Here is a 25,570-nt window from a genome sequence, read left to right on the forward strand (position 1 = left end):
TCCCCACCCATGATCCGACTTGAAAATATCCTGACCCCTGGCCGTTCGCTCGTGAACGTGCCAGGCGGCAGCAAGAAAGCCGTACTCCAAAACATTGCCAAGATGATCGGCAGAGAAGTGCCCGATCTCGACGAAGAGGTGGTGTTTGAAAGCCTTATTGCCCGTGAGAAGCTGGGTTCGACCGGCTTTGGCAACGGCATTGCCATTCCTCACTGCCGCTTGAAGGGCTGCACCACACCCGTGAGCGCAGTTCTGCATCTCGAGAAACCCATCGACTTCGACGCCATCGACGGCGCGCCGGTCGATCTGTTGTTTGTGCTTCTTGTGCCTGAAGCGGCGACCGACGCTCACCTCGAGCTGCTGCGTCAGATCGCCAGCATGCTTGATCGCGAAGACGTCCGTAAAAGCCTGCGCGGCGCCAAAACCAGCGAAGATTTGTATAACGTCGTCCTCGACGCCCAGAACGGTCACTGACCATGCGCATGATCATCGTCAGCGGTCGCTCCGGCTCCGGTAAGAGCACGGCTCTCGATGTCCTCGAAGACAGCGGCTTCTATTGCGTCGACAACCTCCCTGCGGGCCTGCTTCCGGAGCTTGCAGAGCGCGCGTTGATCAACACCGAGCTGGCGGAACCGCTGTTGGCGGTTTCAATCGACGCACGCAATTTGCCGAGTCACCTGACCCGATTCCCGCGCATGCTCGAAGAAGTCCGCGCGCGGCACATCCAGTGCGACGTGCTCTTTCTGGACGCGGATGAAGCCACCCTGCTCAAACGCTTTTCCGAGACACGTCGTCGTCATCCGCTCAGCACGGCCACGCGTTCATTGGCAGAAGCCATCCGCGACGAGAAGACCTTGCTCGGCCCCATCATTGATTTGGCTGACCTGACGGTCGACACCACCCACCTCAATCTTTATCAGCTGCGCGACATCCTTAAACTGCGGCTGCTGAACAAGCCTGAGCCGGGCACGGCGTTCCTCATCGAATCTTTCGGCTTCAAGCGTGGTATGCCCGTCGACGCTGATCTGGTCTTCGATGTGCGCTGCCTGCCCAATCCGTACTGGAAGCCCGAACTGCGCGAGCAATCGGGCCTCGACAAGCCAGTGGCTGAATACCTGGCGGCCCAGCCGGATGTCGAAGAGATGTTTCAGGACATCTTTTCATACCTCAACAAGTGGTTGCCGCGCTTCGCCGCCAGTAACCGCGCCTACGTCACAATCGCCATTGGCTGCACGGGCGGGCACCACCGCTCCGTCTACCTGACCGAACGCCTGGGTCAGGTTCTGCAGCAATCGCTCAAGAATGTTCAGGTTCGCCACCGCGACCTAAGCTGAAAGGACCTCCATCGCGATGCCCGCTCTACAAATCACCATCATCAACAAGCTGGGTTTGCACGCCCGTGCCGCAGCCAAATTCGTGGGCGTTGCCGGCAAGTACCCATGCCAGATCAGGGTCGGCCGCACGCCAGAGTCCATGGTCGACGGCAAAAGCATCATGGCCGTCATGATGCTCGCCGCTGGCAAGGGCACCGAGATCCACCTGGCAACTGAAGGCGAGGAGGCAGATGCTGCACTCAAAGGCCTGACGGATCTGATCAACAACAAGTTCGACGAAGGCGAATAAACCTCTCCCCTGAGCAAAGCCCTCCTTCCTGCCTGAGATGATCGATGCCACTGACAGCCATGCCTCCCGACGCGCGAGGGGTCAGATCAGGGTCCGAGAAGATACTGATGCTGGGCAGCGTGGTGGCCGTGGCGGCTATTCTGGCCATCGTGGGATGGCTGCTCTTTCGCGAACTCGGCACTGCCAGCGAGGCCGCCGTGCGCTCGGCAAACAATGTCGTGCAACTGATCGACGCCGACGTGCAGCGCAATGCCGAGCTGTACGACACCTCTCTTCAGGGCTTGATCGCTGCATGGCGCCGGCCCGACCTCATGACCATTTCCCCGGAGCTACGGCAATTGGTCCTGTTCGATCGCGCCACGGCTGCCCCCTATAAAGGGGACCTGGTGCTGCTTGACGATACCGGCCGGATCATCGCCGATTCCACATCGCTCATACCGCGGCAAGACGATTTTTCGGATCGTCCGGGTTTTTCCGACCTCAAGAACAGTGGCTCGCTGGCGTTGCGGGTGGACGGGCCTTTTCTTTCGCGCTGGGGTTTCAAGGACCTCTGCATCAGTTTCAGCCGCCGTCTCCCGTCTGATGATGGCAGGTTCGTCGGGGTCGCCAGCGCATCGATGCGGCTTTCCTATTTCGATCAGTTGTTCCGCACCCTCGACATCGGGCCGACCAGCACGGTTAACCTGCTCAGTGCAGAGGGGGTATTGCTTGCGCGTCAACCGGATGACAACACCCGAACATTCATCGGCCAGAATTTCAGCATGCGGCCGAACTTCAAACGGATCCTGAAAGAGGTTAATGGCAGTTTTGCGGCAGTTTCCGAGCTGGATGGCGCGCAACGCCTTTATACCTTCTCCCGTGTGGGCGACTTGCCGTTGATTGTCGTGGTGGCCCAGTCACGGGACGATGTCTACGCCGTATGGAAACGCAATGCACTGTTGGTGACAGGCGCGACCGGCCTGCTCTGCCTCGGGATTGTGTGGCTGTCATGGTTACTCGGCCGGCAGTTGCGCCTTCGTCATAAGGCGGAGCGTGAACTGGCCGGCCTGGCCTCGACCGATGGCCTCACCGGGCTGGCGAATCGGCGCAGGCTGGATCAGGTCCTGAAGCAGGAATGGGCGCGAGGCATACGCTCGGGCAGGCCGCTGGCATTGCTGATGATTGATGTGGACCACTTCAAGGCTTTCAACGACCGGCATGGGCATCACGGTGGCGATGTCGCACTGCGCAGCGTTGCCCAGACCCTTGCTGCGAACATTCGCAGGCCCGGGGATCTGGCGGCGCGCTATGGCGGTGAGGAATTCATGATCGTGCTCCCTGAAACGGACAAGTCCGGTGCATGCGTCATCGCCGAAAAACTGCGCCTGGCCGTCGAAGGCCTTCCGCCGTTCGCTGATGACACCGTACCTATCACCGTCAGCATCGGCGTCGCCACGCATCTGCCCGCGACCCACGACTTGCCCGAGCCGCTGTTTCACGCTGCCGACCGAGCGCTTTATCGCGCGAAGAAATATGGCAGAAATCGCGTGGAGGTCGAACCCTACGTTCATCCATACGCCGAGCGCCAGGCATAAAAAAACGCCAGACTGGCTGGCGTTTTTTCGAGCTACTCCAACTTACTTGTTGGCAGCACGAACGGTGTCACGCAGGGCTTTGACCTTGTCGTGGTTCGCCTGCACGCCCTGCAGCTGACGCTGGATCAGGGCAGTGACGTTGGCTGGCAGGTTCTTCTCGGTGGCTTCCTGTGCAGCTTTTTTGTAAGCCTTCAGGGCGTGGTCTTCACCGCTTTCGACTTCGTTGAGAACGGCTTCGTCGCTCTTACCGGTGAGGGCACTTTTCAGGTTTACCCACAGACGGTGTGCGCCGCCAGCGACGCTCGAGGAATCTTCTGGGTCGCCGCCCAGTGCACGCACTTCGGCTTGCAGCTCGGCAACAGAGGTTTTGCAGCCGGAAGAGCGGGAAAGCAGGTAAGCCTTGATTTCCGGGTTCTTGGCGTCTTCAGCAGCAGTGTGGAAACCTTTTTCACCGTCAATGCTGGTCTCGATCAAGTCATTCAGAACAGAGATGGCTTCTTTGTTGATATCCGACATTTTGCGGTTCCTTTCTGGCAGGTTTATCAAAGGTTCGATGAAGCGAAACGCTCTATACAAGGAATATTGCACTGTGCATGCCAGCTTTTCCGAAAATGAAATATCCTTTTATTTCAGTCACTTATCCTTATCAAGCGACAGTTGCACCGCGCTTTCTGCATGATCTGTATGTTTTCGCAATTGCAGAATGCACGTATTGTCTGGATTCACCCCAATGGATACGCGGTTTTGCATGGAACCTGAAAAACTCAAACTGCTGGTCGTCCGTGAGATGCCGTTCGGCAAGTATCAGGGCCGCTTATTGGCCGACCTCCCCGGCGACTATCTGAACTGGTTTGCGCGGCAGGGATTTCCTGCAGGCGAGCTCGGCAGCTTGCTGGCACTTATGCACGAGATCGACCACAACGGACTCTCGGCATTGCTCGACCCCCTGCGTACACGTCCCCGCGAGCCCTTGCGCAGCGGCCCATCGAAAGCCCCCATACGCTTCAACTGAATGGCCAATGACCACAGCGAGCAGCCTGATGAACAGCACCGCATACGCGACACCGGAAACAGTGGATGAGCAGGCTCGGAGCGAGGAGTTCTGGGGGCAGATTGCTGCGCAGTATGATCTGGAGCCTGGCCCGGTCAACTTTGAGCACGGCTATTTCGGCCGCATGACCCGCGCGGCACTTCAGGACTACGAGCAAAACCTTGCTTACGTCAACCGCAGCAACTCGGTCTATGTGAGGCAACAGTTCGACACGCAGGACAGCGAGACCATCCGCGCCGACCTTGCAAGCCTGCTCAACGTGCCCGTGCGGGACGTCGCCTTGACCCGCTCCGCATCCGAATCGGTGCAGTCGCTTATTCGCAACTACAACGGCCTGGTTCCCGGTGATCAGGTGCTCGTAAGTGACCTGGATTACAACAGCGTTCAAACCGGCATGCGCTGGCTGGCGAAAAACCGTGGCGTGGAGGTGATCGAAATCACCCACCAGCACCCTGCCAGCCACGACGCGCTATTGCAGGCCTACCGTGAAGCATTCGCTGCCCATCCCCGCCTCAAGCTGGTTGCGCTGACCTACGTCACCCACCGGACCGGGCTGGTGATGCCGGTCAAGGCAATCGCCGAGCTGGCCAGGGATCACGGCGTGGAGGTGATTCTTGACGGCGCTCATGCGCTGGGTTTGCTGGATTTCGAGCTCGCGGACCTGGGCGTCTCGTTTGCCGGGTTCAATTTGCAGAAGTGGATAGGCGCACCGTTGAGCCTGGGCTTTATCTACGTAAAGCAGGCGCGCCTGAGTGCTATTGATCCGGACATGGCGGACGAACGTTATGGAGCGGACGATATTCTCGGACGCGTCCCGTATGGCACGCCGAATATTCCAGCACTGATGACGCTGCCCAAAGTCTTCGCAGACCACCGTGCCATGGGAGGTGCGATCGCCAAGGGTGCCCGGCTGGCTTACCTGCGAGACTGTTGGGTGACTCAGGCGCGAGCAATTGAGGGCATCGACGTGCTCACGCCGGACGATCCCCGGCTGTATTGCGGCATTACCTCATTCAGGTTCAGCCGTCACGCCGATCAGGAACGCATGGTTAAACGCCTGTTGGATGAGTACGGAATCTTCGCGGTGACGCGGGAAGGGTCCGCTTGCGGGACGTGCATTCGCATCACCCCGGGCTTTACCACCTCCATCAAGGACATTGAACGCTTGGTGGCGGCATTGCGCGCGCTCGCCTGACCCGACATGAATGACCTGGCCAAGACGACCCATTAAACCAAAAAAAACGGCGCCCCCATCACGGAGACGCCGCATAAACCATCGAGAAACGAACTACAAAGGAGCGGCAAAGATAAGCGTCCCAGCGACACTTCGCGGGGTACATATTTATGTCGTGCAGAAAAACTCGAAAAAAAAGCGGCGCTCCCGACCAAGGAGCACCGCTAAATAGCCATGCAACAACAACGACTTCTGCAGCAACGCCCCGCAGAGCGTTTCAATCCAATCATATTCAGTATTTAACCAGCCTTCACTTGAACGAAGGCTGAAGGGCCTAGCACCTGTGCGCCAGCGCTTGGGCTCAGTCGAATAAGGCAATCGCCTCGGCCGTGGCGTCGGTAATGCGCTGCCAGTCGCCGTTCTTCACCCATGCGTTGTCGATCATCCAGGTACCGCCCACGCACATCACGTTCGGCAGCGCCATGTAGCTTTTCAGGTTGGCCGCGCTGACGCCGCCGGTTGGGCAGAAGCGGACTTCCGGGAACGGGCCGCCCAACGCCTTGATGGCACCCACACCCCCGCTGATCTCTGCGGGGAACAACTTGAAGCGGCGATAACCCAGCGCATACCCGATCATGATTTCCGAAGCGCTGCTGATTCCCGGCAGCAAAGGCAATTCGCTCTGCGCGCCGGCTTCCAGCAAATCCTGAGTGCTGCCAGGCGTGACGATGAACTGGGAACCCGCCTCTTCCGCGGCCTTGAGCATGTGACGATCAAGAATGGTCCCGGCACCCACGCTCATCTCCGGACGCGCGTCACGCAGCATGCGGATGGCCTTCAGCCCAAACTCCGAGCGCAGGGTGATTTCCAGCGCATTCAGACCGCCTGCGGCCAGGGCGTCGGCCAGCGGCAAGACATCCTGTTCGCGGGCGATGGTGATGACCGGGAGAATCTTCGCTTTCGCGCAGAGCGCGTCGATCTGGGCAATCTTGCTCGCCATGCTGTTCAACGGCTGCTTCACTTGGGTATTTTCCATGGCGGCTGATCCTTTGCTTATGGGCACCAGTAGATCTCTAGAGACGGGTTGAGGAACGCGCGCACGGGCATTTCGGCGAGGTCATCGCCTGCCAGGGCCGCGCGCAATGTGTCGAGTTTGGCCTGCCCTGAAACGGACAAGATGGTGGTCGCTGCCGACGCCAGTACGGGCCGGGTCAGGGTCAGACGCTGATGCGGGACGGTCGGCGCGAGCATGGGCAGGCAGCGACGATCACTGTTGAGGTCCAGCGCTTCCTTCAGATGCGGACTGTCGGGGAACAGCGATGCGGTGTGGCCGTCGTCGCCCATCCCCAGAATCAGCACGTCGATCTTCGGCAGCGCCTTGAGTGCCTCGTCAGTCTCGGCCGCGGCTTCATCCACCGTCGTCGTCGCACGGTACAGACTAAAGAAACCCGCCTCGGCCGCCGGGCCCTGAAGCAGAAAACGCTTGAGCAGGCCTTCGTTGCTGTCGGCGTGCTCGGTCGGCACCCAGCGCTCGTCAGCCAGACTGACGCAGACTTTCGACCATTCAAGTGGCTTCTGGGCCAGCGCTTTGAAAAACGCCACCGGACTTTTGCCACCCGATACCACCAGCGTGGCCGTGCCGTGGGGATTACTGGAAATCGCAGCACCCAGGCGCTCAGCCACGTGATCGGCCAGCGTGTTCGCAAGCACTTCAGCGTTTTCGAATTCGTGGGTTTTCAGACCCGCCGGAAATTCAAGTTCACATATCGCCATACCAGGACCTCCCGTCACGCGTAATCAGAGCGATGGAGCTCATCGGCCCCCATGAACCGGCGGGATAAGGCTTGGGCGCGTCGCCCGCCTTCTTCCAGCCAGCGATCAACTGGTCGCACCATTGCCATGCGTATTCAATTTCATCTTTGCGGACAAACAGATTCTGGTTGCCTCGCATGACCTCAAGCAGCAAACGCTCGTAGGCGTCCGGTACACGCGCGCTGCGGTAGGCATCGGAAAAACTCAGCTGCAACGGGTTACTGCGCAGCTGCATGCCTTTGTCCAGGCCTTGATCCTTGGTCATCACTTGCAGCGAGATGCCTTCATCGGGCTGCAGGCGGATGATCAGCCGGTTGCTGATCTGCAAGCGCTGTTCGGGGGCGAAGATGTAGTGCGGCGGCTCTTTGAAGTGGATCACGATCTGCGACAGTTTTTGCGGCATGCGCTTGCCCGTGCGCAGGTAGAACGGCACGCCTGACCAGCGCCAGTTACGGATGTCGGCGCGAATCGCGACGAACGTCTCGGTGTCGCTTTGGGTATTGGAGTTTTCTTCTTCAAGGTAACCGGGCACCGGTTTGCCGTCGCTGTAGCCGGCGATGTACTGCCCGCGCACCACTTGCGTGGCCAGACGCTCCGGCGTGAACGGCGCCAGTGCCTTGAGCACTTTTACCTTCTCATCGCGGATGCTGTCGGCCGAGAGGTCGCTGGGCGGGTCCATCGCGATCAGGCAGAGCAATTGCAGCAGGTGGTTCTGAATCATGTCGCGCAACTGGCCGGCCTGATCAAAATAGCCCCAGCGCCCCTCAATGCCGACCTTCTCTGCCACGGTGATTTCCACGTGGGAGATGTGGTTCTGGTTCCACTGCGTTTCGAACAGACTGTTGGCGAAACGCAGCGCAATGAGGTTCTGCACCGTGTCCTTGCCCAGGTAGTGGTCGATCCGGTAGATACGGGTCTCGGGCAAATACTGCGCGACGGCATCATTGACCCTACGCGACGAGGCGAGGTCATGCCCGATGGGCTTTTCCAGCACGGCGCGGGTACGTTCGGTCAAGCCGACCAGCGCGAGGTTTTCGCAGATGGCGCCATAGACTGACGCGGGGGTCGCGAAGTAGGCAATCATGGTCGGCGCGTCGCCTACGGCTTCAGCCAGCGCGACGTAATCGTCGCCCTTGAGGAAGTCCACGTGCAGGTAACTCAGGCGAGCCTGAAAACGCTCCACGTGCTCGGTCTCAAGCTGCGCCTCGGGAACGAAGCGACGCAGGCTTTTATCGATGTAAGCCAGGTGCTCTTCAGGCGTCCCGGGCTCACGGGCCAACGCAATAATTCGGGTCTCGGCATGCAGCAGTCCAGCTCGATCAAGCTGGTACAACGCAGGAAACAGTTTGCGTACCGCCAGGTCACCCAAGGCGCCAAACAACGCAAAAGTGCACGGTTCAACCGTAATCGAGAGCATAATGTTGGTTCTTTTATCAAGTTAGGCTACAAATACCTTTTTTAAAGGCGTTACTCAAGGCCAAATGTAGTAATAACCACAACATCCCCACCAAAACCACATTAGAGTGGTGATCACCACAGGCCCTCAGTACGATAGGCCACCTTTGCGACAGGCTAAAGGCCCAAATTCCGACTCTTTTAATAAAGGCCCGCTGACCGGCCTGTTGCCGTTTCATCAGAAGGACAATCAATGGACCGCGTACGCAATCTTCTGGAGCAGATCCAGAGTCGTCTGGAAGAGCTGAACAAGGCCGAGCGCAAGGTCGCCGAGGCGATTCTGAGCAATCCCCAGCAGGCCACCCGATTCAGCATCGCCGCGTTGGCGCAGGCCGCGAAGGTCAGCGAACCGACGGTCAATCGATTCTGCCGCTCGTTCGATGTCAGCGGGTATCCCGAGTTGAAGTTGCAGCTGGCGCAAAGCCTGGCCAGCGGCGCCGCCTACGTCAGCCGCGCGGTGGAAGCCGATGACAACCCGGAAGCCTACACGCGGAAGATCTTCGGCAGCGCGATTGCCTCCCTCGACAGTGTCTGTCAGGTGCTTGACCCGAATCTGATCAGCAAAGCAGTCGATCTGCTGATACAGGCCCGTCAGATCCACTTCTTCGGCCTCGGCGCGTCTGCGCCGGTCGCACTGGATGCGCAACACAAGTTTTTCCGCTTCAACCTGGCCGTTACCGCCCATGCCGACGTGCTGGTGCAGCGCATGCTGGCGTCGGTCGCGCACACGGGCGAGCTATTCGTCATCATCTCGTACACCGGGCGTACCCGCGAGCTGGTGGAAGTGGCACGCATCGCCAGGGAAAACGGCGCGTCAGTGTTGGGCCTGACGGCTGCCAACTCGCCCTTGGCGAAAGCCAGCACGTTGAGCCTGAACATACCGCTGCCGGAAGACACCGACATCTATATGCCCATGACCTCGCGGATCGTGCAGCTGACGGTTCTGGATGTTCTGGCGACGGGCATGACGCTGCGCCGGGGCGTCGACTTCCAGCCGCACCTGCGCAAGATCAAAGAGAGCCTGAACGCCAGCCGCTATCCGGCGGACGATGAGCTGAATTGAGCAAACGCTGAGTTTGCAGGACCGCGCTTGTCCGTGATTAGGCATTCCGGCTTTCCACATCTCAGTGGCTTGAAAAGCTTTCGCGAGCAAGCTCACTCCTACAGTTCCAGTCCCTGACCAAGAATTTTGGGATCACAAAACACCTGTGGGAGTGAGCTTGCTCGCGAGGCGGTGGGTCAGGGAGAGATAACCGCGCTGACACCCTGCGTTCGCGGGCAAGCGCGCTCCTACACTGGTCGGGCGTGAGATATAACCGCGCTGGCACCCTGCATTCGCAGGCAAGCGCGCTACTGTTTTGGCCGTGGATGCCGATGAATAGCTTTTTACGTCGCTCAGTGGGCCAACGTAGCTTGCAGGCTCAGCGTGGCGTGCTGACCCGGTGCCAGGCTCAGGCATTCATCCACACCAGACGCCGCTTCTACCCGAAGAAAACCCATGGCCTCTTCGCCCCCTACACCGAGTAAGGGTCGGTTGCCGGGATGCCAGACCACCGTCCTGTCGCTGTCGCCCGTGTCGATGCTCAGACTTCGCTGCCAGGCGTCGTCTCGCAGTTCGAGTACGCCTGCGTGCTCGAAGACGCGCTGACAACCGCCCAGAATGCGCAGATCGCCTTCGTGCTCACAGGCGCTGCGGGTCAGCTCGTCGTAGCCGTGCGTCCCCTCAAGGCCCTGCAATGCGACATCTGCCACATCGCTGATCCGCCAGTAGGGATGAAACCCGTGACCAAAGTGACAAACCTCGCTGTCCTGGTGCCGCGTCGTCAAACGCAGATCCATCCCCTGCCCCAGCTCTGCATACAAGTCTGCCTGCCAGTCCCACAGCTTCAGCTGCCAGTGTAATGTCACACCCCCGGCGTGCTCTTGGCTGTCCACAAGCTTCCAGTCCAGCAAGCGCCCCCAGCCATTTGCAGGCCAGCCACTTTCTCCCGGATGCCGCCCCACCCACGGCCAACTGACCGGCACACCGCCGCGTATCGCGCCGACCAGAGGCCACTGCGCGGCACACCATAACCACGGTTTCTGCCCGCAAGGCTCGAAATGCAGCAACTGGGCGCCCTGCCGACTGAACACTGCCCGACACTGCTCGTGATTGATAACGAGCACATCGCGCTGTTGATAGCGCTCCCACTGAAAAGTCGGCTGCGGGCGAACCGCGGTGAAAAAACGCTGGAGAGGGTGCTCGATCGAGCCGGTTTCGCTGAAGGGCATCGGCATGGCGCTCCAGATGGCAGTTACTCAGGCGAGAAAAAATGCTCCCGAACAGAACCGTCGGTGGCGAAAAGTACGCAAAAAAAAACGGGCAGCCTGGCTGCCCGTAAAGCACACACGACCTTTGATCGTTTGTGAAGCGCGGAGGAGCGTCCGCCTTGCGTTAGAACTTCGACTGAATCTTGATACCGGCAACCAGTGCGTTCTGGACATCGTCCACGCCGCCTGGGCTCTTCACGTATTGCAGGTTAGGACGCACGGTCAGCCAGTCTGTTACATGCACGCCGTAGTAGATTTCCGAGTTGTATTCGGTCTTCTGGATCGGCAGGTAGCCTGGGTTGTCGTAGTCTTCGATACCGTTGACGGCGTTAACCAGACGACGGTTGTCCTGCGCGTCATCGTTGACGTGGATACGTGCGACGCCAACACCGATGTCATCCTTTGGACGTGCATCGAATGGGCCTTTGTAGACGAAGCCGATCTGCTGGTAGTTGTCGACGAAGTTGGTCGCTTTGTCATGCACAGTCGCGTTGGCGAAGATGCTCAGACCACGCGATGCGTCGCCGTTGTGGGCAGTCAGCTGCTGCTGCGCAACGACCCACCAGCCGTGCTTGTCTTTGTGCGACTTGAAGTCACCGCCGGCAGTTGCCTGAGGCTGGCCGTTCTCGTTCTCGTAGAGATCGTCTGCGCTCGGGTTGCTCACGTAGTAACCCAGACGGTATTCGCCTGGCAGCGAGTTGACGCTCGGCGACCACACGACTTCAACCGGTACGACGGTGCCTTTGGAGCCACTGCCGCTCAGCTTGAAGCTGTTGCCGGTTTCGAGGTACGAAGGGTTCTGCTCGTAGACACCGATCTGCGCGAACAACTCAGGCGTGATGTTGTACTTGACGCGAGCTGCCCACTGGCTGACAGGCCAGTTGTACCAGGTGTTTACGTAGTTACCGACCTGCGAGCCGCAGAACGAAAGGTTCTGGAAGTCGCATGGAAAGCTGTTGAAGTCTTCGCCTTCACCGAAACGGCCGACCTTGATGTCCAGCTTGCCGTCGAAGTACTTCTGCTTGACCCACATCTGGGTCAGGCGCCAGGTCTGACCCCGGCCCCAGACTTCCTGGGACGAGCTGAGCGTGCCGGCACGCGGATCGCCGATACGGTCATTGGAAATGTTGTTGCCGCTACGCTCGGTGATCGCGAGTTTGAATTCCGCATCGTGCCAGCCGAGGATCTTCTGCAGGTCCATCTGCACGCCGAACGCAAACTGGTCGCTGTAGCGGCCGGTACGGTCGTCGTTGTAACCACCGTTGAGGTTGGAGGCGGCTTCGCCCACGTATTCAATCGGGAAATCGTAGCCCTTGTCATACAGCTCCTGGCGCAGACCGCCCCAGTCGCCCGTCATGTGCTCGCTGGCCTTGAACGGCTCCATCGCGGATGCCGATCCGGAAATAGTCAACGCGCTCAGGACAGACAACCCACCGATCAGCTGAAACTGGTTCAGCGACTTGTTACGTACCTTCTTCATCCCTTAGATCCTCGTTTTATTGTTATTAGCTTTTTGAACAGCGTTGAACCACTTACTTCGTGTGCATGACGGGCTTGGTACGGCAGACATCCACCCGTCATATGTGCTCGTGGGCGCAGTGCTCCTGCACCCTGAGGGGTCAGCTACGGTTAAGCCGCGTGACATTCCCCATGTTTTCCGTCGGCTGACTTGCCGCCAGAACCCCAAGGCGTTCGCCGGTTTTGGCGTCGAACAGCAGAACCTTCGCCGGATCGAACTGCAACGTCAAGGTCTCGCCCACGGCAGGCGCAATGTCCGGTGCCAGACGGCAGCAGACCTTGCTCTCGTTCAGGGTCACGAATACCAGCGTGTCCGGACCGGTTGGCTCGGTAACCTGGACTTCCGCGCGTATGGTCGGCAGCGTCGCAGCATCACCGGACGCTAGCACGATCTGCTCGGGACGGAGACCCAAAATCACCTCACGGTCTTCAAGGCCCGCATCGTTCATGCTCATGGGCAGCTCGCAGCGCGCCTGACCGCTGTCGAGCAGCGCGACGAGACGACCATCCTTGCGCTGCAGACGCAGAGGGATGAAGTTCATGGGCGGTGAGCCAATGAAGCTCGCCACGAACAGGTTCGCCGGGTCGTTGTAAATCTGTTTGGGCGTGCCGAACTGCTGGATGATGCCGTCTTTCATGACCGCAACCTTGTCACCAAGGGTCATCGCCTCGATCTGGTCGTGGGTGACGTAGACCGTAGTGGTCTTGAGGCGCTGGTGCATCAGCTTCATTTCGGTCCGCATCTCGACGCGCAGCTTGGCGTCGAGGTTGGAAAGCGGCTCGTCGAAGAGGTAGATTTTCGGACGACGGGCCAGCGCCCGGCCCATGGCCACGCGCTGCTGCTGGCCACCGGAGAGTTGCCCCGGCTTGCGGTTGAGCAGGTGCTCGATCTGCAGCAGTTTGGCAACCCGCGCGACTTCAGCGTCAATGTCAGCCTGGTTCATCTTGCGAATCTTCAGACCGAACTCGATGTTCTCGCGCACGCTCATGGTCGGGTACAGCGCATAGGACTGGAACACCATGGCGATGTCACGATCCTTGGGGCTCATGCCGCTGACGTCCTGATCGCCAATCATGATCGCGCCGCCGGTAATGTTTTCCAGCCCGGCGATGCAGTTCATCAGGGTCGACTTACCGCAGCCCGAAGGGCCGACCAGAATCAGGAACTCGCCTTCTTTGATGGAGAGTTCAATGTTCTTCAGGGTGTCCGGCAGACCGGCCCCATAAGTCTTGTTTACATTGCGTAGTTCAAGCGTTGCCATGATTACCCCTTGACTGCGCCGGCCGTCAGCCCGCGCACGAAATACTTGCCTGCGACCACGTAGACCAGCAGGGTCGGCAGCCCGGCGATCATCGCCGCCGCCATATCAACGTTGTATTCCTTCACACCAGTACTGGTGTTGACCAGGTTGTTCAGCGCAACCGTGATCGGCTGGGAATCCCCACTGGAGAACACCACACCGAACAGGAAGTCGTTCCAGATCTGAGTGAACTGCCAGATCAGGCAGACCATGATGATCGGTGTCGACATCGGCAGAATGATCCTGCGGAAAATCGTGAAAAACCCGGCACCGTCAAGGCGCGCCGCTTTTACCAGCGCATCCGGAATGCTGACGTAGTAGTTGCGAAAGAACAGCGTAGTGAAGGCCAGGCCGTAGACGACGTGGACGAATACCAGCCCCGTCGTTGTGCTGGCCAGCCCCATTTTGCCGAGCGTGAACGACGCCGGCAGCAGGACCGTCTGAAACGGCAGGAAGCAGCCGAACAGCAGCAGGCCGAAGAACAACTGCGAACCGCGAAAGCGCCACATCGACAGCACATAGCCGTTCAGCGCACCGATGGTGGTGGAGATCAATACGGCCGGCACAGTAATCAGGAACGAGTTCCAGAAGTAGCCTTTTACCGTCGCCCAGGCTTTGATCCAGCCAATGCCTGTCACTTCGGTGGGCCAACTGAGCAGGTTGCCGCTGCCGATGTCTTCCGGTGATTTAAAGCTGGTCAACAGCATGACCACCAATGGCACCAGATAAATAAAGACAGCGACGATCAGCACCGCGTAGATAGCCACGCGACTCAGGCTGAGGGCTGGCTTGTTGGCGAAACTAGTCATTGCGCTTGGCCCTCAGCTCGGAATACAGATAAGGCACGAGGATAGCGAGGATAGCGCCCAGCATCAGAATCGCACTGGCGGAACCCATGCCCATCTGGCCACGGCTGAAGGTAAACGAGTACATGAACATGGCAGGCAAGTCGGATGAATAACCCGGGCCGCCGGCAGTCATGGCGGCAACCAGGTCGAAGCTCTTGATTGCGATGTGCGCGAGAATCATCACCGCGCTGAAAAACACCGGACGCAGGCTTGGCAGCACTACCTTCCAGTAGATTTTTGGCATGCTCGCGCCGTCGATCTGCGCGGCGCGGATGATCGATTGGTCTACCCCGCGAAGGCCTGCCAGGAACATCGCCATGATGAAGCCCGACGCTTGCCATACCGCAGCGATCACCAGGCAGTAGACAACGCGGTCGGGATCGATCAGCCAGTCCAGGCGGAAGCCTTCCCAGCCCCAGTCACGCAGCAGCTTGTCCAGACCCATGCCAGGGTTCAGCAGCCATTTCCAGGCGGTACCGGTGACGATCATCGAGAGCGCCATCGGGTAGAGGTAAATGGTGCGGATGAAGCCTTCACGCCGGATACGCTGATCCAGGAATACCGCGAGCAGCACGCCTACGACCATGCTGATGCCGATAAACATGCCACCGAACACCGCCAGGTTTTTACTGGCCACCCACCAGCGGTCGTTGTCGAACAACCGGGCGTATTGCGCCAGACCCACGAATTTGTAGGTCGGCAAAAAAGTCGAGTTTGTGAACGACAGAACGAACGTCCACAGGATATAGCCGTAGAAGCCCACCAGTACGATGAACATGCTGGGCGCCAGCACCAGTTTGGGTAGCCAGCGCTGCAGTGCATCGAACGGCGAGGCTTTGCTGAACACAGCAACAGAACTCATGGTGAAAATCCAATAAAGAAGGGATACCGCTGCAAGCCGTAAGCTACAAGCCACAAGTGCCGCGCCGTACAACGCATGACTTACAGCTTGAAGCTTGCGACTTGTAGCTTGTTGCTTGTTGCTAACGCTTACTTGGCAGACTTGATCGCTGCGCCCAGTTTCTTCGCCGCGTCAGCCGGATCGGCTTTCGGGTCGTTGATGTAGTTGGTCACAACGTCAAAGAACGCGCCCTGTACCGCCAGCGTGGTGGCCATGTTGTGGGCCATGCTTGGCTGCAGACCGCCGGATTTGGCATCTGCCAGGAAGTCCTTGGCAGCGGTCTGGGCACACGAGTCGAAGCCGTACTTGCCCATGTCGGCGAGCATGTCGTTACGAACCGGGATCGAGCCCTTGTTGATGCTGAAGACTTTCTGGAAGTTTTCACCCAGCACGACTTTGGCGATGTCCTGCTGACCGGCAGCCGTACCGGCATCTTTCTGCTTGAACACGGCCAGTGAGTCGATGTTGTAGGTGAACGCCTTGTCGGTACCCGGGAACGCTACGCACTCGTAGTCCTTGCCGGCGACTTTCTTGGCGGCAGTCCACTCGCTCTTGGCCCAGTCGCCCATGATCTGCATGCCGGCCTTGCCATTGATGACCTTGGCAGCTTCCAGGTTCCAGTCCTGGCCTTTGCCGTCGGCATCCATGTAGGTGGCGACTTTCTTCAGTTCGGTGAGCGACTTGACCATCTCTGGACCGGTCAGCGCAGCGTTGTCGAGATCGACCAGTGCCTTCTTGTAACCGTCGGCGCCCATCACGGACAGAACAACGGCTTCAAAGACAGTGCTGTCCTGCCAAGGCTGACCACCGTGGGCGAGAGGGATGAAGCCCGCAGCCTTGAGCTTGTCGCCCGCTGCGTAGAATTCTTCGAGGGTGGTAGGGGCTTTTTCGATACCGGCTTTCTTGAAGACTTCCGGGTTGATCCACAGCCAGTTCACACGGTGAATGTTGACCGGCACGGCAACGTAGTCGCCATCGTACTTGACGGTGTCGGAGACTTTCTTGTCGAGCAGGCTGTCCCACTTCTCTTCTTTCGAGACGTTTTTCAGCACATCGGTATCAAGCAGTCCGGTAGACGCCCATTCCTGAATGTCCGGACCTTTGATCTGGGCAACACCGGGCGGGTTGCCGGCAACCGCGCGGCTTTTCAGCACGGTCATTGCAGTGGAGCCGCCGCCACCGGCGACAGCGCCGTCTTTCCAGGTGAAACCGTCTTTCTCGACTTGGGCTTTAAGCACATCGACGGCCGCTTTTTCGCCACCGGAAGTCCACCAGTGCACGACTTCAACGGTGCCTTTGGCATCAGCAGCCATGGCGCTCAGAGGGAACAACGAGGCGAGAGAAATAAGTGCAGCGAGACGGGAAATCGAATTCATATTTGACCTTTCTTGTTGTTATGCATGAGCAAGTCGTGGCGCTTGCGCTGCGTGGATTCTAACCAAGGGGCTAGAGCGGACGGTAACGAAGGGATGCGCGAATGTCACAGAGCAGTGACATTGCGCAAATGGCTCTGTCGACTGTAGTCGCGTGCTTGCTCGGGCTCATGGTAATCCACCCCGGGCATCCCTTGTTGTCTGGACAATTTTTCGCGGGCAAGCGCGCTCCTACAGCGCGGTTTCAGAACGTTGCAGTGGAGCGTCGACGTGTTGCAGAGGAGTTCCAGCGGTGTTGGAGCGGAGTGTCAGCAGAGATGGAGCGGAATTTCAGTGAGTTGCAGTGGACCGTCAGCGGGGTTTCAGCGAAGTTGGACCGAGTTTCAGCGCGTTGCAGTAGAGTGTCAGCGGAGGTGGAGCAGAGCTTCAGCGGCGGCTCACTCGACGCCGCGCGGCAGGTACAGCGTCACGCGCAAGCCGCCTTCGCGCATGTTCTGCAACGTCACTTCGCCGCCGTGGCTATGGGCAATATTCCGGGCAATTCCAAGGCCCAAGCCATAGCCCTGCTGATGCTTACCGGCCAGCCGAAAGTGCGGCTCGAAGACCTGTTCCATTCGCTGTTCCGGCACGCCCGGACCTTCATCTTCGACGTGGAGAATGAACGCCTCGGCGTCGTCTTCGACAAACAGGTGCGCGCGGTCGCCGTACTTGATGGCGTTGTCGATGAGGTTGCCCATGCAACGGCGCAAGGCCAGCGGCTTGCCGTAAAACATCGACATCGCCTTGCCCTGCAGCGTGACACGGCCGGCCCCGTCCGGCGCCAGATAGGGTTCGATCAGGCAATGCAGTGCATGGTTGAGATCGACCGGTTCGATGTTCTCGTGAATGTCAGTGTCCTTCACGCATTGCAGCGCGCCTTTGACCAACAGCTCCAGCTCGTCCAGATCGCGGGTGAATTTGGCCTGCATCTGCTCGTCTTCGAGCAATTCGACCCGCAGTCGCAACCGGGTGATAGGCGTGCGCAAGTCATGGGAAATGGCGCTGAACAACTGACCACGCTCGGTCAGGTAACGACTGATGCGGTCACGCATGGTGTTGAAGGCTCGGGTGACTTCCACCACCTCACTGCCGCCACCTTCGACTACCGGCTCGACGTCGGCACCCAGCGACAAATCGCGCGCGGCATGGGCCAGACGCTTCAGCGGGCCGCTTTGCCAGTGCACCAGCAGGCCGATAAAGAGCAGCAGGAACAGGCTTGTCAGTGCGATAAACCAGACCTGCTGCGACGGTAGGCCTTCAGACTCAAGCATGGTGTAGGGCTCGGGCAGCAAAGACGCGATGTACAGCCATTCTCCCGGCGACAGCTCGATCTGCGTCACCAGCACAGGGGGGTTCACGGGTTCAAGGGTAAGCGCGTAGTGAGCCCACGACCGTGGCAGCTCGTCGAGTCTCAGGCCGCTGTTGAAAATACGCAGGTCTTCGGGCCGCACGAATCTGACCAGAATATCCGGGTCTGCGCCCAGGTTCTGCCGCAGGACCTGCCCTACCACATCGATCACTGCGGTCTTGCGAGCGGTGGGTTCGAGCACCTGCATTTCCAGGGGCCGGTCGTTGAGCGAGACGAAGAAGCGGGTGCCGCCCATGCTGCGAAGCTGATCAAGCACCAGCGGGCGGAAGGCAACGGGCAGCGAGCGGAAGTAACTGACACTGGCAGCCATGGAGAACCCCAGGCTGCGCGCACTGGTGACCAGGCCTTCCATCTGCGTGGCGCGTAACTGCGACAGCCAGATCAGGCTGGACAGCGTCTGCGCCATCAGCACGGCAAGCAGGGTCAGCAGCAACATGCGCCCCAGCAAGGAACGCGGCACCGGCAAGCGGCGCCTCTTGTCGGCCACGATCAAGGGTTAGTAACCGTTACCGGCTTGCGGCAGCACATTGGCTGCCAACAGATAACCGCTGCCTCGTACGGTACGGATCAATCGCGGCGCCTTACCAGTGTCACGCAACCGCTGACGCAGCCGACTGACGGCCATGTCCACGATGCGCTCCAGCGGCATCAGCTCACGGCCGCGGGTGGCATTGCCGATAGTGTCGCGATCAAGGATTTGCTGGGGGTTGTCGAGGAAGAGCTTGAGCAGCGCAAAGTCGGCGCCGGACAGAATCACTTCTTCACCATCGTTGTGAAACAGTCGATGACTGACCATGTCCAGTCGCCATTCGTCGAACACCAGGACTTCGCCGCCGCTGCGTTCCTGACCGAACTGGGCGCGACGCAACAAGGCTTTGATGCGAGCCTGCAGTTCACGCGGGCTGAAGGGTTTGGCCATGTAGTCATCAGCGCCCAGTTCCAGACCTATGACGCGGTCAGCCTCGTCAGAACTGGCGGTGAGCATGATGATGGGTATGTGCGGCTGGCGCGGGTGCTGCCTGACCCAGCGACACAGGCTGAAGCCGTCTTCATCAGGCAACATGACATCGAGGATCAGCAAGTCGCTCGCTTCCTCGTTGAATGCCTGACGGAACTCTGCGCCATCGCCGACCGTGCGCACCTGAAAGCCGGAGCGGCTCAGATAGGCTTGCAGCAACTCGCGAATCTCCTGGTCATCGTCGACCACCAGAATCGATTTACTGACAGCGTTCACGTAGGTCGTCCTTGTAGGCAATGGTTGGGTAAAGCAGTCGCAAGCCTCAAAATTACAAGCTTCAAGCTCAAAGCTCAAAGCTCAAAGCTCAAAGCTCAAAGCTGACAGCCAGACGTGCGCGGTCTTCGCTTGCAGCTTGCCGCTTGCCGCGTGGAGCTTGCCCCTAGCGACTCGTCGCGAATTGATCCAGCGCCACGCCGGCACCCGTCAGGCCGGGATATTCGGCCGTCACCAGCCAGACCGGCACGTCCTTGAAGTAATCCTTCATCAAGCCCTTTTCGGCGAAAGCCTTGTTGAAGCCGCTTTGCATGAAGAAATCAACAAACCGCGGGATCACGCCACCGGCAATATACACGCCGCCGCGCCCGCCCACAGTCAGAACATTGTTGCCTGCCACGCGACCGAGGAATACACAGAACTGCTCAAGGACCGCGCTGGCAAACGGATCGCCCTTGAGGGCCGCCGACGTAATGGCCGCCGGCGATTTGAGTTCGGGCTCGATGTTATCCAGCCCGCAGCTCACCTGATAGAGCAGCAACAGACCGGCGCCGCTCAGGATGGTCTCAGCGCTGACGTGTTCATGTGTGGCCATCAGACGCATCCAAAGCATCGCTTCGCGCGGCGTGCCGATGGGCAGATCCACATGGCCGCCCTCGCCGGGCACCGCAGACCAACGCGCCTCGCCGGTGCGGATCAACGTGCCGACGCCCAGGCCGGTGCCAGGCCCGATGACCACGCGCGCGCCCTGCGGATCACCCTTGCCATGGCGAATGGTCAGGTATTCGTCATCTTTCAGACGGGTCATGCCCAACGCCATGGCAGTGAAGTCGTTGACCATCAACAGGTGGTCGATTTTCAATTCGGCACAAAACGCCTGCCGATTGATCGTCCAATGGCTGTTGGTGAAGTGAAACTCGTCGCCAATCACCGGCCCCGCCACGGCCAGACAAATGGACGTGACGTCGCCGCGCTGCAATTCAAGATCTTGTAAATAGACCAACAGGGCCTTCTCGGGACTGGCGTAATCGGCCGTCGCGAACACCCTGATCGAGTGCAACTGGTCGTCTTCCCAAATGGCGAAACGCGCATTTGTGCCGCCGATATCACCCACCATCGCCAATGTCACTTGAGCGTCTCCAGATTCGAAGTAAAGGCGCTGGCGCCCTTCTCTGCCGAGCTGAAGGCCATGCGCATGAAGCCGAACAGTTCACGCCCGCTGCCCACATTGTGTGACAAGCGGCCGATCGCCGGCTCTCTGGCGGCCAATTCTGCCGGTTCGATCAGAAGTTGCAACGTTCCTTTTACGCCATCGACACGAATGAGATCCCCATCACGCACCAACGCCAGCGGTCCGCCGTCCGACGCTTCGGGACACACGTGAATCGCGGCGGGGATTTTCCCCGAGGCACCGGACATTCGGCCGTCGGTAATGAGCGCCACTTTGAAGCCGCGATCCTGCAATACGCCGAGGAACGGCGTCATTTTGTGCAGCTCAGGCATGCCGTTGGAGCGGGGGCCCTGAAAGCGCATCACCGCGACAAAATCGCATTCCAGTTCACCGGCCTTGAAGGCGTCAGCGAGATCCTGCTGGTCCTCGAACACCTTGGCGGGCGCTTCGACGATCTGATGTTCCAGGGCAACGGCGGAGACCTTCATCACGCCGCGGCCCAGGTTGCCTTCCATGACCCGCAGGCCGCCCTCGGCAGAAAACGGCCGAGCAATGGGGCGCAGAACGTTTTCGTCCAGGCTCTCGATCGGGCCGTCACGCCATACCAGCTTGCCCTCTTCCAGAAAAGGCTCCTGGGTGTAACGGCGCAGGCCGCGACCGACCACGGTGTTGACGTCTTCATGCATCAGGCCTGCATCAAGCAGCTCACGGATGAGGAACGACATGCCGCCTGCGGCCTGGAAGTGATTGATGTCAGCCTTGCCGTTCGGGTAGACGTGCGAAAGGGTCGGCACGACTTCCGACAGGTCAGCCATGTCCTGCCACGTCAGTTGAATGCCCGCGCACTGGGCAATCGCCGGCATGTGCAGCGTGTGGTTGGTGGAACCGCCGGTCGCGTGCAGGGCAACAATCGAGTTGACCAGCGAACGCTCGTCCACAATCTCTCCCAGAGGGATGAAGTCGCCGCTTTGTTTGGTCAGGCGCGTGACCTGGAACGCCGCCTCGCGGGTCAGGGCATCGCGCAGCGGCGTGTAGGGATTGACGAAAGAGGCACCCGGAAGATGCAGCCCCATGACCTCCATCAGCAACTGGTTGGTGTTCGCCGTGCCGTAAAAGGTGCACGTGCCCGGGCCGTGATAGGACTTCATCTCAGAGTCCAGCAGCTCTTCGCGGGTCGCTTTGCCTTCGGCGTAGCGCTGACGCACGTCGGCTTTCTCCTTGTTGGAGATGCCCGACACCATCGGCCCGCCCGGCACAAAAATGGTCGGCAGATGACCGAAGCGCAGCGACCCCATCAGCAGGCCGGGCACAATCTTGTCGCAGATGCCCAGCATCAGCGCACCGTCGAACATGTTGTGGGAAAGCGCGACCGCCGTTGCCATCGCAATGACTTCTCGACTGGCGATACTCAGTTCCATGCCCGGCTCGCCCTGGGTGACGCCGTCACACATGGCCGGAACGCCACCGGCAAACTGGCCAACCGAGCCTATTTCGCGCAGCGCCGTTTTGATCTGTTCGGGAAAATGTTCGTACGGCTGATGCGCCGAGAGCATGTCGTTGTAGGAGGACACGATGGCGATGTTGGCCGCGTTCATCATGCGCAGGCTGTTCTTGTCTTCGGGACCACATGCCGCCACGCCGTGGGCGAAGTTGGCACATTGCAATTTGCCGCGCATCGGCCCGTCGCTCGCCGCACCCCGGATCAATTGCAGGTAGCGTTGACGGGTTTCACGGCTGCGTTCAATCAGCCGTTCGGTTACCTCAAGGACGCGGGGATGCATGTCATGAACTCCAGGCTAGCGGATGTGGTCACCCGTTCAGGCGCTTTCACACGGCGGCGATCATCGCGAGGCTCAGACACGAGCGTCGGCAAGCGCTTGATTTTCAGCCAGTTGTGACGGCTAGACGAGTTTCTATTTGTAGATAAACCAAAATACTGCCACTAAAAGGGGTTGTTTTCTATTTTTATGAGAATAATCTTGTAATTCCAACAACAAATTCTTGAGGACGGGTGTATGACTCTCCGCATCGCAATCAATGGCTTTGGCCGCATCGGCCGCAACGTCCTACGCGCACTCTATACCCAAGGCTACCGTCAAGACCTGCAAGTCGTCGCCATCAACGATCTGGGCGACAGCGAGATCAACGCCCATCTTCTGAAATTCGATACCGTGCACGGCCCCTTCGATGGCACCGTCGAGCACGATGACCAGAGCTTGACTGTCAATGGTGACCGCATCGCCGTCAGCGCCATTCGCAACCCTGCCGAGCTGCCGTGGAAATCCCTGGACATCGACGTGGTGTTTGAATGCACCGGCCTGTTCACGGATCGCAACAAAGCGGCGGCGCATATCACTGCCGGAGCCAAGAAGGTCATTATCTCGGCCCCGGCCAAAGGCGCCGACGCGACCATCGTCTACGGCGTTAACCATGACGTGCTGCGTCAGTCGCATCAGGTCATCTCCAATGCGTCATGCACCACCAACTGCCTGGCTCCGGTGGCGCAGGTATTGAACCGTGAACTGGGCATCGAAAGCGGTTTGATGACCACCATCCATGCCTACACCAATGACCAAAACCTCATCGACGTTTACCACACCGACCCATACCGGGCGCGCTCGGCCACCCAGTCGATGATTCCGAGCAAGACAGGCGCTGCTGAAGCCGTTGGCCTGGTATTGCCGGAACTGGCGGGCAAGCTGACCGGTATGGCGGTTCGCGTGCCGGTGATCAACGTGTCACTGGTCGACCTGACGATTCAGCTCAAGCGCGATGCGACGGCCGAAGAAGTGAACGCGATCATGAAAGAGGCCGCGCAGCACTCGAAAATCCTCGGCTACAACACCCTGCCGCTGGTCTCCCACGATTTCAATCACAACCCGCTGTCGTCCATCTTCGATGCCAACCACACCAAAGTCAGCGGTGGCCTGCTGAAAGTACTGGCCTGGTATGACAACGAATGGGGTTTCTCCAACCGCATGCTCGACAACTGCCTTGCGCTGATGAATGCCGAGTAAGCAGGTGACGCCTGTTTCGCAGGGCAGCGCCTGGTCGTGACGTCGATGTCTAAACCGCTGTACGTCAGCGGTTTAGGCCGATTCACTCACGCGACAGCGTATGGTTCTATTGAGGCCGACAGCGAACTCCCGGCGCTTACAATTCTTACCGACCACGGCCTTGACCTGACCTACAGATGAGAAGCATTATCATCTTCTAACTTTTGGTCGAGCGCTTCCGTGACCCAGTCGCATTTCAATACTGTTTTCCTGGCCCGCCGAACCATCCTGCTGCGCACCCTCCAGCGCATGGTCCGCAGCCACACGACTGCCGAAGATCTGCTCCAGGAAACCTATCTGCGTGTGGCTCGCGCGCTGGCCGAGCGCGCAATACAGCACCTCGAACCCTTCGTGTTCCAGACAGCGCGTAACCTGGCGCTGGATTTTCTGCGTGCCCAGCGCATTCATGCCCGAACCCTCGTCGACGATGCGCCGGTGAGCGACATCCATAACGTGGTTGCTCCAAATGGCGCTCTGGACGACGCGGCCCACGCCAACCGCTTGCTCGAAGGCCTCAACGCGAGCCTGGAAACGCTCACGCCAAGGCAACAAAGCATCTTCACGCTGAGTCGGCTCCACGGCGCGAGCTATCTGGAGATTGCAGAGCAGTTGGGCGTTTCCACCAGCACCGTGCAGAAAGAACTCAAGCTGGTCATGGCGCTTTGTCTCAGTGTGGCCGCGCGTCTGGATCACTGATCCCGCCGTCAAAATCGTCAGCCCTGTGTTGCTGACGCTACACTGCCGCCAAAATCGTCGCCCCGAGGACGCTTCTTGAAGCCACCACAATCAAACCGCAACCCTCAGGCCGAAGCCTCTCACCCTGCCGATGCGATGGATCAGGCGCTGACCTGGCTGATTGAGCTGGAGGTGGCCGATGCCGAGCAGCACGCGCGTTTTGAGGCCTGGCTCGACGCAGATCCCGCGAATCGTGGTGCCTTTGCAAAAGCCAGGGCGGTGTGGCATTCGCAGCCGGTGCTCGACGCCGCGAAGATGCTATCTGCTCCTGAAAAATCAGGCGTGCCGGCACGCAGTCGCAAGACCTGGCTGCCTGTGGCGACGGCCGCGTTGGTACTCCTCGGCGTGTTCTTGTTCAGCGACCTGCCCTTGCGCGTTCGGGCCGATCATCTGACGGTCGCAGGCGAACGGCAGCACTTGGCGCTTACAAACGGTTCGAAGGTGCTACTCAATACCCAATCGGCGTTATCCAGCGCACCTGGCAACGGCGTTCTGCTGGCGCGCCTGCTGCAAGGCGAAGCGTTTTTCGACGTGCCTGACAGCAAGAGCATGCCGCTGGAAGTGCAAGCCGGCCCTGCACGTATGCACGGAGCAGGCACAGCATTTGCCGTGCGCTATCTGGATGGAGTCGCGCAGATTCAAGTCCAGCGCGGCGACGTAAGGGTGCAGGCGATGCGCGGCGATGCCGACGTAAATCTGGTTGCCGGAGACAGCCTTCGCGTCGGCCCCGAAGGTTTCGGGTTGCCGGAGAAGTCCGACCAACGCAAAAGCCTGGCGTGGGTGCAGGGCCGGCTAATCGTCGAAAACTGCCCACTGGCCGAGGTGCTGACCGAGTTGCGACGCTATTACCCCGGCTGGATCATCAGCACCAACCGTTCGCTCGACCGGGTAGCCGTGACCGGTAATTACCGGTTGGACAGCCCTCTGGACATCGTTCGCTCACTGGCGCATATCACTTCCGCCCACCTGCACGAGCTTCCGGCACTGCTGATTCTGAACTGAGCAAAACTATTTTTACGCGATAGCGAC

Annotated in this window: 24 protein-coding genes; 10 read left to right on the forward strand and 14 right to left on the reverse strand. The window is 59.4% G+C overall.

Going from position 1 to position 25,570, the window contains the following annotated elements; all coding sequences use genetic code 11:
* Positions 1–9: 9 nt before the first annotated feature.
* The 4 genes from ptsN to LT42_RS15690 are packed head-to-tail and all read left to right on the forward strand — an operon-like array spanning position 10 to position 3,197.
* Positions 10–474 carry a PTS IIA-like nitrogen regulatory protein PtsN gene (gene ptsN, locus LT42_RS15675; RefSeq protein ID WP_037014804.1) on the forward strand — a complete coding sequence of 155 codons (465 nt, stop codon included), beginning with the start codon at positions 10–12 and terminating at the stop codon, positions 472–474.
* 2 nt (positions 475–476) lie between these two features.
* Positions 477–1,334, forward strand: coding sequence for an RNase adapter RapZ (gene rapZ, locus LT42_RS15680; RefSeq protein ID WP_037014813.1), 858 nt, complete (start codon positions 477–479; stop codon positions 1,332–1,334).
* A 16-nt stretch (positions 1,335–1,350) separates the two neighbouring features.
* Positions 1,351–1,623 carry an HPr family phosphocarrier protein gene (locus tag LT42_RS15685; protein ID WP_037014815.1) on the forward strand — a complete coding sequence of 91 codons (273 nt, stop codon included), beginning with the start codon at positions 1,351–1,353 and terminating at the stop codon, positions 1,621–1,623.
* A gap of 44 nt (positions 1,624–1,667) precedes the next feature.
* Positions 1,668–3,197 carry a sensor domain-containing diguanylate cyclase gene (locus tag LT42_RS15690; RefSeq protein WP_052075298.1) on the forward strand — a complete coding sequence of 510 codons (1,530 nt, stop codon included), beginning with the start codon at positions 1,668–1,670 and terminating at the stop codon, positions 3,195–3,197.
* Between the two features lie 42 nt (positions 3,198–3,239).
* On the opposite strand, the gene LT42_RS15695 is transcribed toward LT42_RS15690, so the two are convergent.
* On the reverse strand, positions 3,240–3,713 hold the full coding sequence (locus LT42_RS15695; RefSeq protein WP_037014826.1) for a PA2169 family four-helix-bundle protein: 474 nt from the start codon (positions 3,711–3,713) through the stop codon (positions 3,240–3,242).
* 232 nt (positions 3,714–3,945) lie between these two features.
* Between LT42_RS15695 and LT42_RS15700 the strand changes: the two genes are divergently transcribed.
* Both LT42_RS15700 and LT42_RS15705 read left to right on the forward strand, forming a co-directional pair.
* Positions 3,946–4,209: a DUF3820 family protein gene (locus LT42_RS15700; RefSeq protein WP_037017364.1), complete on the forward strand. Its 264-nt coding sequence runs from the start codon at positions 3,946–3,948 to the stop codon at positions 4,207–4,209.
* A gap of 28 nt (positions 4,210–4,237) precedes the next feature.
* Positions 4,238–5,443 carry an aminotransferase class V-fold PLP-dependent enzyme gene (locus tag LT42_RS15705; RefSeq protein ID WP_052075351.1) on the forward strand — a complete coding sequence of 402 codons (1,206 nt, stop codon included), beginning with the start codon at positions 4,238–4,240 and terminating at the stop codon, positions 5,441–5,443.
* A gap of 340 nt (positions 5,444–5,783) precedes the next feature.
* On the opposite strand, the gene LT42_RS15710 is transcribed toward LT42_RS15705, so the two are convergent.
* From LT42_RS15710 to zwf, 3 genes are read right to left on the reverse strand one after another with little or no spacing between them, the layout of a single operon-like run.
* Entirely contained in the window at positions 5,784–6,458 is a 675-nt protein-coding gene (locus LT42_RS15710; RefSeq protein ID WP_037014828.1) for a bifunctional 4-hydroxy-2-oxoglutarate aldolase/2-dehydro-3-deoxy-phosphogluconate aldolase, read from the reverse strand.
* 17 nt (positions 6,459–6,475) lie between these two features.
* Positions 6,476–7,195, reverse strand: coding sequence for a 6-phosphogluconolactonase (pgl, locus tag LT42_RS15715; RefSeq protein WP_037014830.1), 720 nt, complete (start codon positions 7,193–7,195; stop codon positions 6,476–6,478).
* A complete protein-coding gene (gene zwf, locus LT42_RS15720) occupies positions 7,182–8,651 on the reverse strand; it encodes a glucose-6-phosphate dehydrogenase (RefSeq protein ID WP_037014832.1) in 1,470 nt (489 codons plus the stop codon). Before zwf ends, pgl begins: the two co-directional genes overlap by 14 nt.
* A 231-nt stretch (positions 8,652–8,882) precedes the next feature.
* Between zwf and LT42_RS15725 the strand changes: the two genes are divergently transcribed.
* Positions 8,883–9,752 (forward strand): MurR/RpiR family transcriptional regulator, encoded by an 870-nt coding sequence (locus LT42_RS15725; RefSeq protein ID WP_037014835.1) that lies wholly within the window; start codon positions 8,883–8,885, stop codon positions 9,750–9,752.
* Between the two features lie 332 nt (positions 9,753–10,084).
* Here LT42_RS15725 and LT42_RS15730 read toward each other — a convergent pair whose 3' ends face one another.
* The 10 genes from LT42_RS15730 to edd form a co-directional block, all read right to left on the reverse strand.
* Positions 10,085–10,960 carry an aldose epimerase family protein gene (locus LT42_RS15730; RefSeq protein WP_037017370.1) on the reverse strand — a complete coding sequence of 292 codons (876 nt, stop codon included), beginning with the start codon at positions 10,958–10,960 and terminating at the stop codon, positions 10,085–10,087.
* A gap of 163 nt (positions 10,961–11,123) precedes the next feature.
* Complete coding sequence (locus LT42_RS15735; RefSeq protein ID WP_037014837.1) at positions 11,124–12,479, reverse strand: carbohydrate porin; 1,356 nt, start codon at positions 12,477–12,479, stop codon at positions 11,124–11,126.
* A gap of 139 nt (positions 12,480–12,618) precedes the next feature.
* On the reverse strand, positions 12,619–13,779 hold the full coding sequence (locus tag LT42_RS15740; protein ID WP_037014841.1) for an ABC transporter ATP-binding protein: 1,161 nt from the start codon (positions 13,777–13,779) through the stop codon (positions 12,619–12,621).
* Positions 13,780–13,781: 2 nt separating this feature from the next.
* Positions 13,782–14,627, reverse strand: a complete 846-nt coding sequence (locus LT42_RS15745; protein WP_037014842.1) for a carbohydrate ABC transporter permease — start codon at positions 14,625–14,627, stop codon at positions 13,782–13,784.
* Positions 14,620–15,528 (reverse strand): carbohydrate ABC transporter permease, encoded by a 909-nt coding sequence (locus LT42_RS15750; RefSeq protein ID WP_037014845.1) that lies wholly within the window; start codon positions 15,526–15,528, stop codon positions 14,620–14,622. The genes LT42_RS15745 and LT42_RS15750 overlap by 8 nt, the downstream gene beginning before the upstream one ends.
* A 128-nt stretch (positions 15,529–15,656) precedes the next feature.
* On the reverse strand, positions 15,657–16,943 hold the full coding sequence (locus tag LT42_RS15755) for an ABC transporter substrate-binding protein (RefSeq protein WP_037014847.1): 1,287 nt from the start codon (positions 16,941–16,943) through the stop codon (positions 15,657–15,659).
* A 434-nt stretch (positions 16,944–17,377) separates the two neighbouring features.
* Positions 17,378–18,784, reverse strand: coding sequence for an ATP-binding protein (locus tag LT42_RS15760; RefSeq protein ID WP_152597710.1), 1,407 nt, complete (start codon positions 18,782–18,784; stop codon positions 17,378–17,380).
* A 60-nt stretch (positions 18,785–18,844) separates the two neighbouring features.
* On the reverse strand, positions 18,845–19,582 hold the full coding sequence (locus tag LT42_RS15765; RefSeq protein WP_037014852.1) for a response regulator: 738 nt from the start codon (positions 19,580–19,582) through the stop codon (positions 18,845–18,847).
* A 163-nt stretch (positions 19,583–19,745) separates the two neighbouring features.
* Positions 19,746–20,708, reverse strand: coding sequence for a glucokinase (locus tag LT42_RS15770; RefSeq protein WP_037014856.1), 963 nt, complete (start codon positions 20,706–20,708; stop codon positions 19,746–19,748).
* On the reverse strand, positions 20,705–22,531 hold the full coding sequence (edd, locus tag LT42_RS15775) for a phosphogluconate dehydratase (protein ID WP_037014859.1): 1,827 nt from the start codon (positions 22,529–22,531) through the stop codon (positions 20,705–20,707). Before edd ends, LT42_RS15770 begins: the two co-directional genes overlap by 4 nt.
* A gap of 234 nt (positions 22,532–22,765) precedes the next feature.
* Between edd and gap the strand changes: the two genes are divergently transcribed.
* From gap to LT42_RS15790, 3 genes are all read left to right on the forward strand, one after another.
* A complete protein-coding gene (gap, locus tag LT42_RS15780) occupies positions 22,766–23,767 on the forward strand; it encodes a type I glyceraldehyde-3-phosphate dehydrogenase (RefSeq protein WP_037014861.1) in 1,002 nt (333 codons plus the stop codon).
* Positions 23,768–23,986: 219 nt separating this feature from the next.
* Complete coding sequence (locus LT42_RS15785) at positions 23,987–24,502, forward strand: RNA polymerase sigma factor (protein WP_037014862.1); 516 nt, start codon at positions 23,987–23,989, stop codon at positions 24,500–24,502.
* Positions 24,503–24,637: 135 nt separating this feature from the next.
* Positions 24,638–25,543, forward strand: coding sequence for a FecR family protein (locus LT42_RS15790; RefSeq protein ID WP_052075299.1), 906 nt, complete (start codon positions 24,638–24,640; stop codon positions 25,541–25,543).
* Positions 25,544–25,570 lie beyond the last annotated feature (27 nt).

The sequence above is a fragment of the Pseudomonas lutea genome (assembly GCF_000759445.1).
In the GTDB taxonomy this organism is placed as follows: domain Bacteria; phylum Pseudomonadota; class Gammaproteobacteria; order Pseudomonadales; family Pseudomonadaceae; genus Aquipseudomonas; species Aquipseudomonas lutea.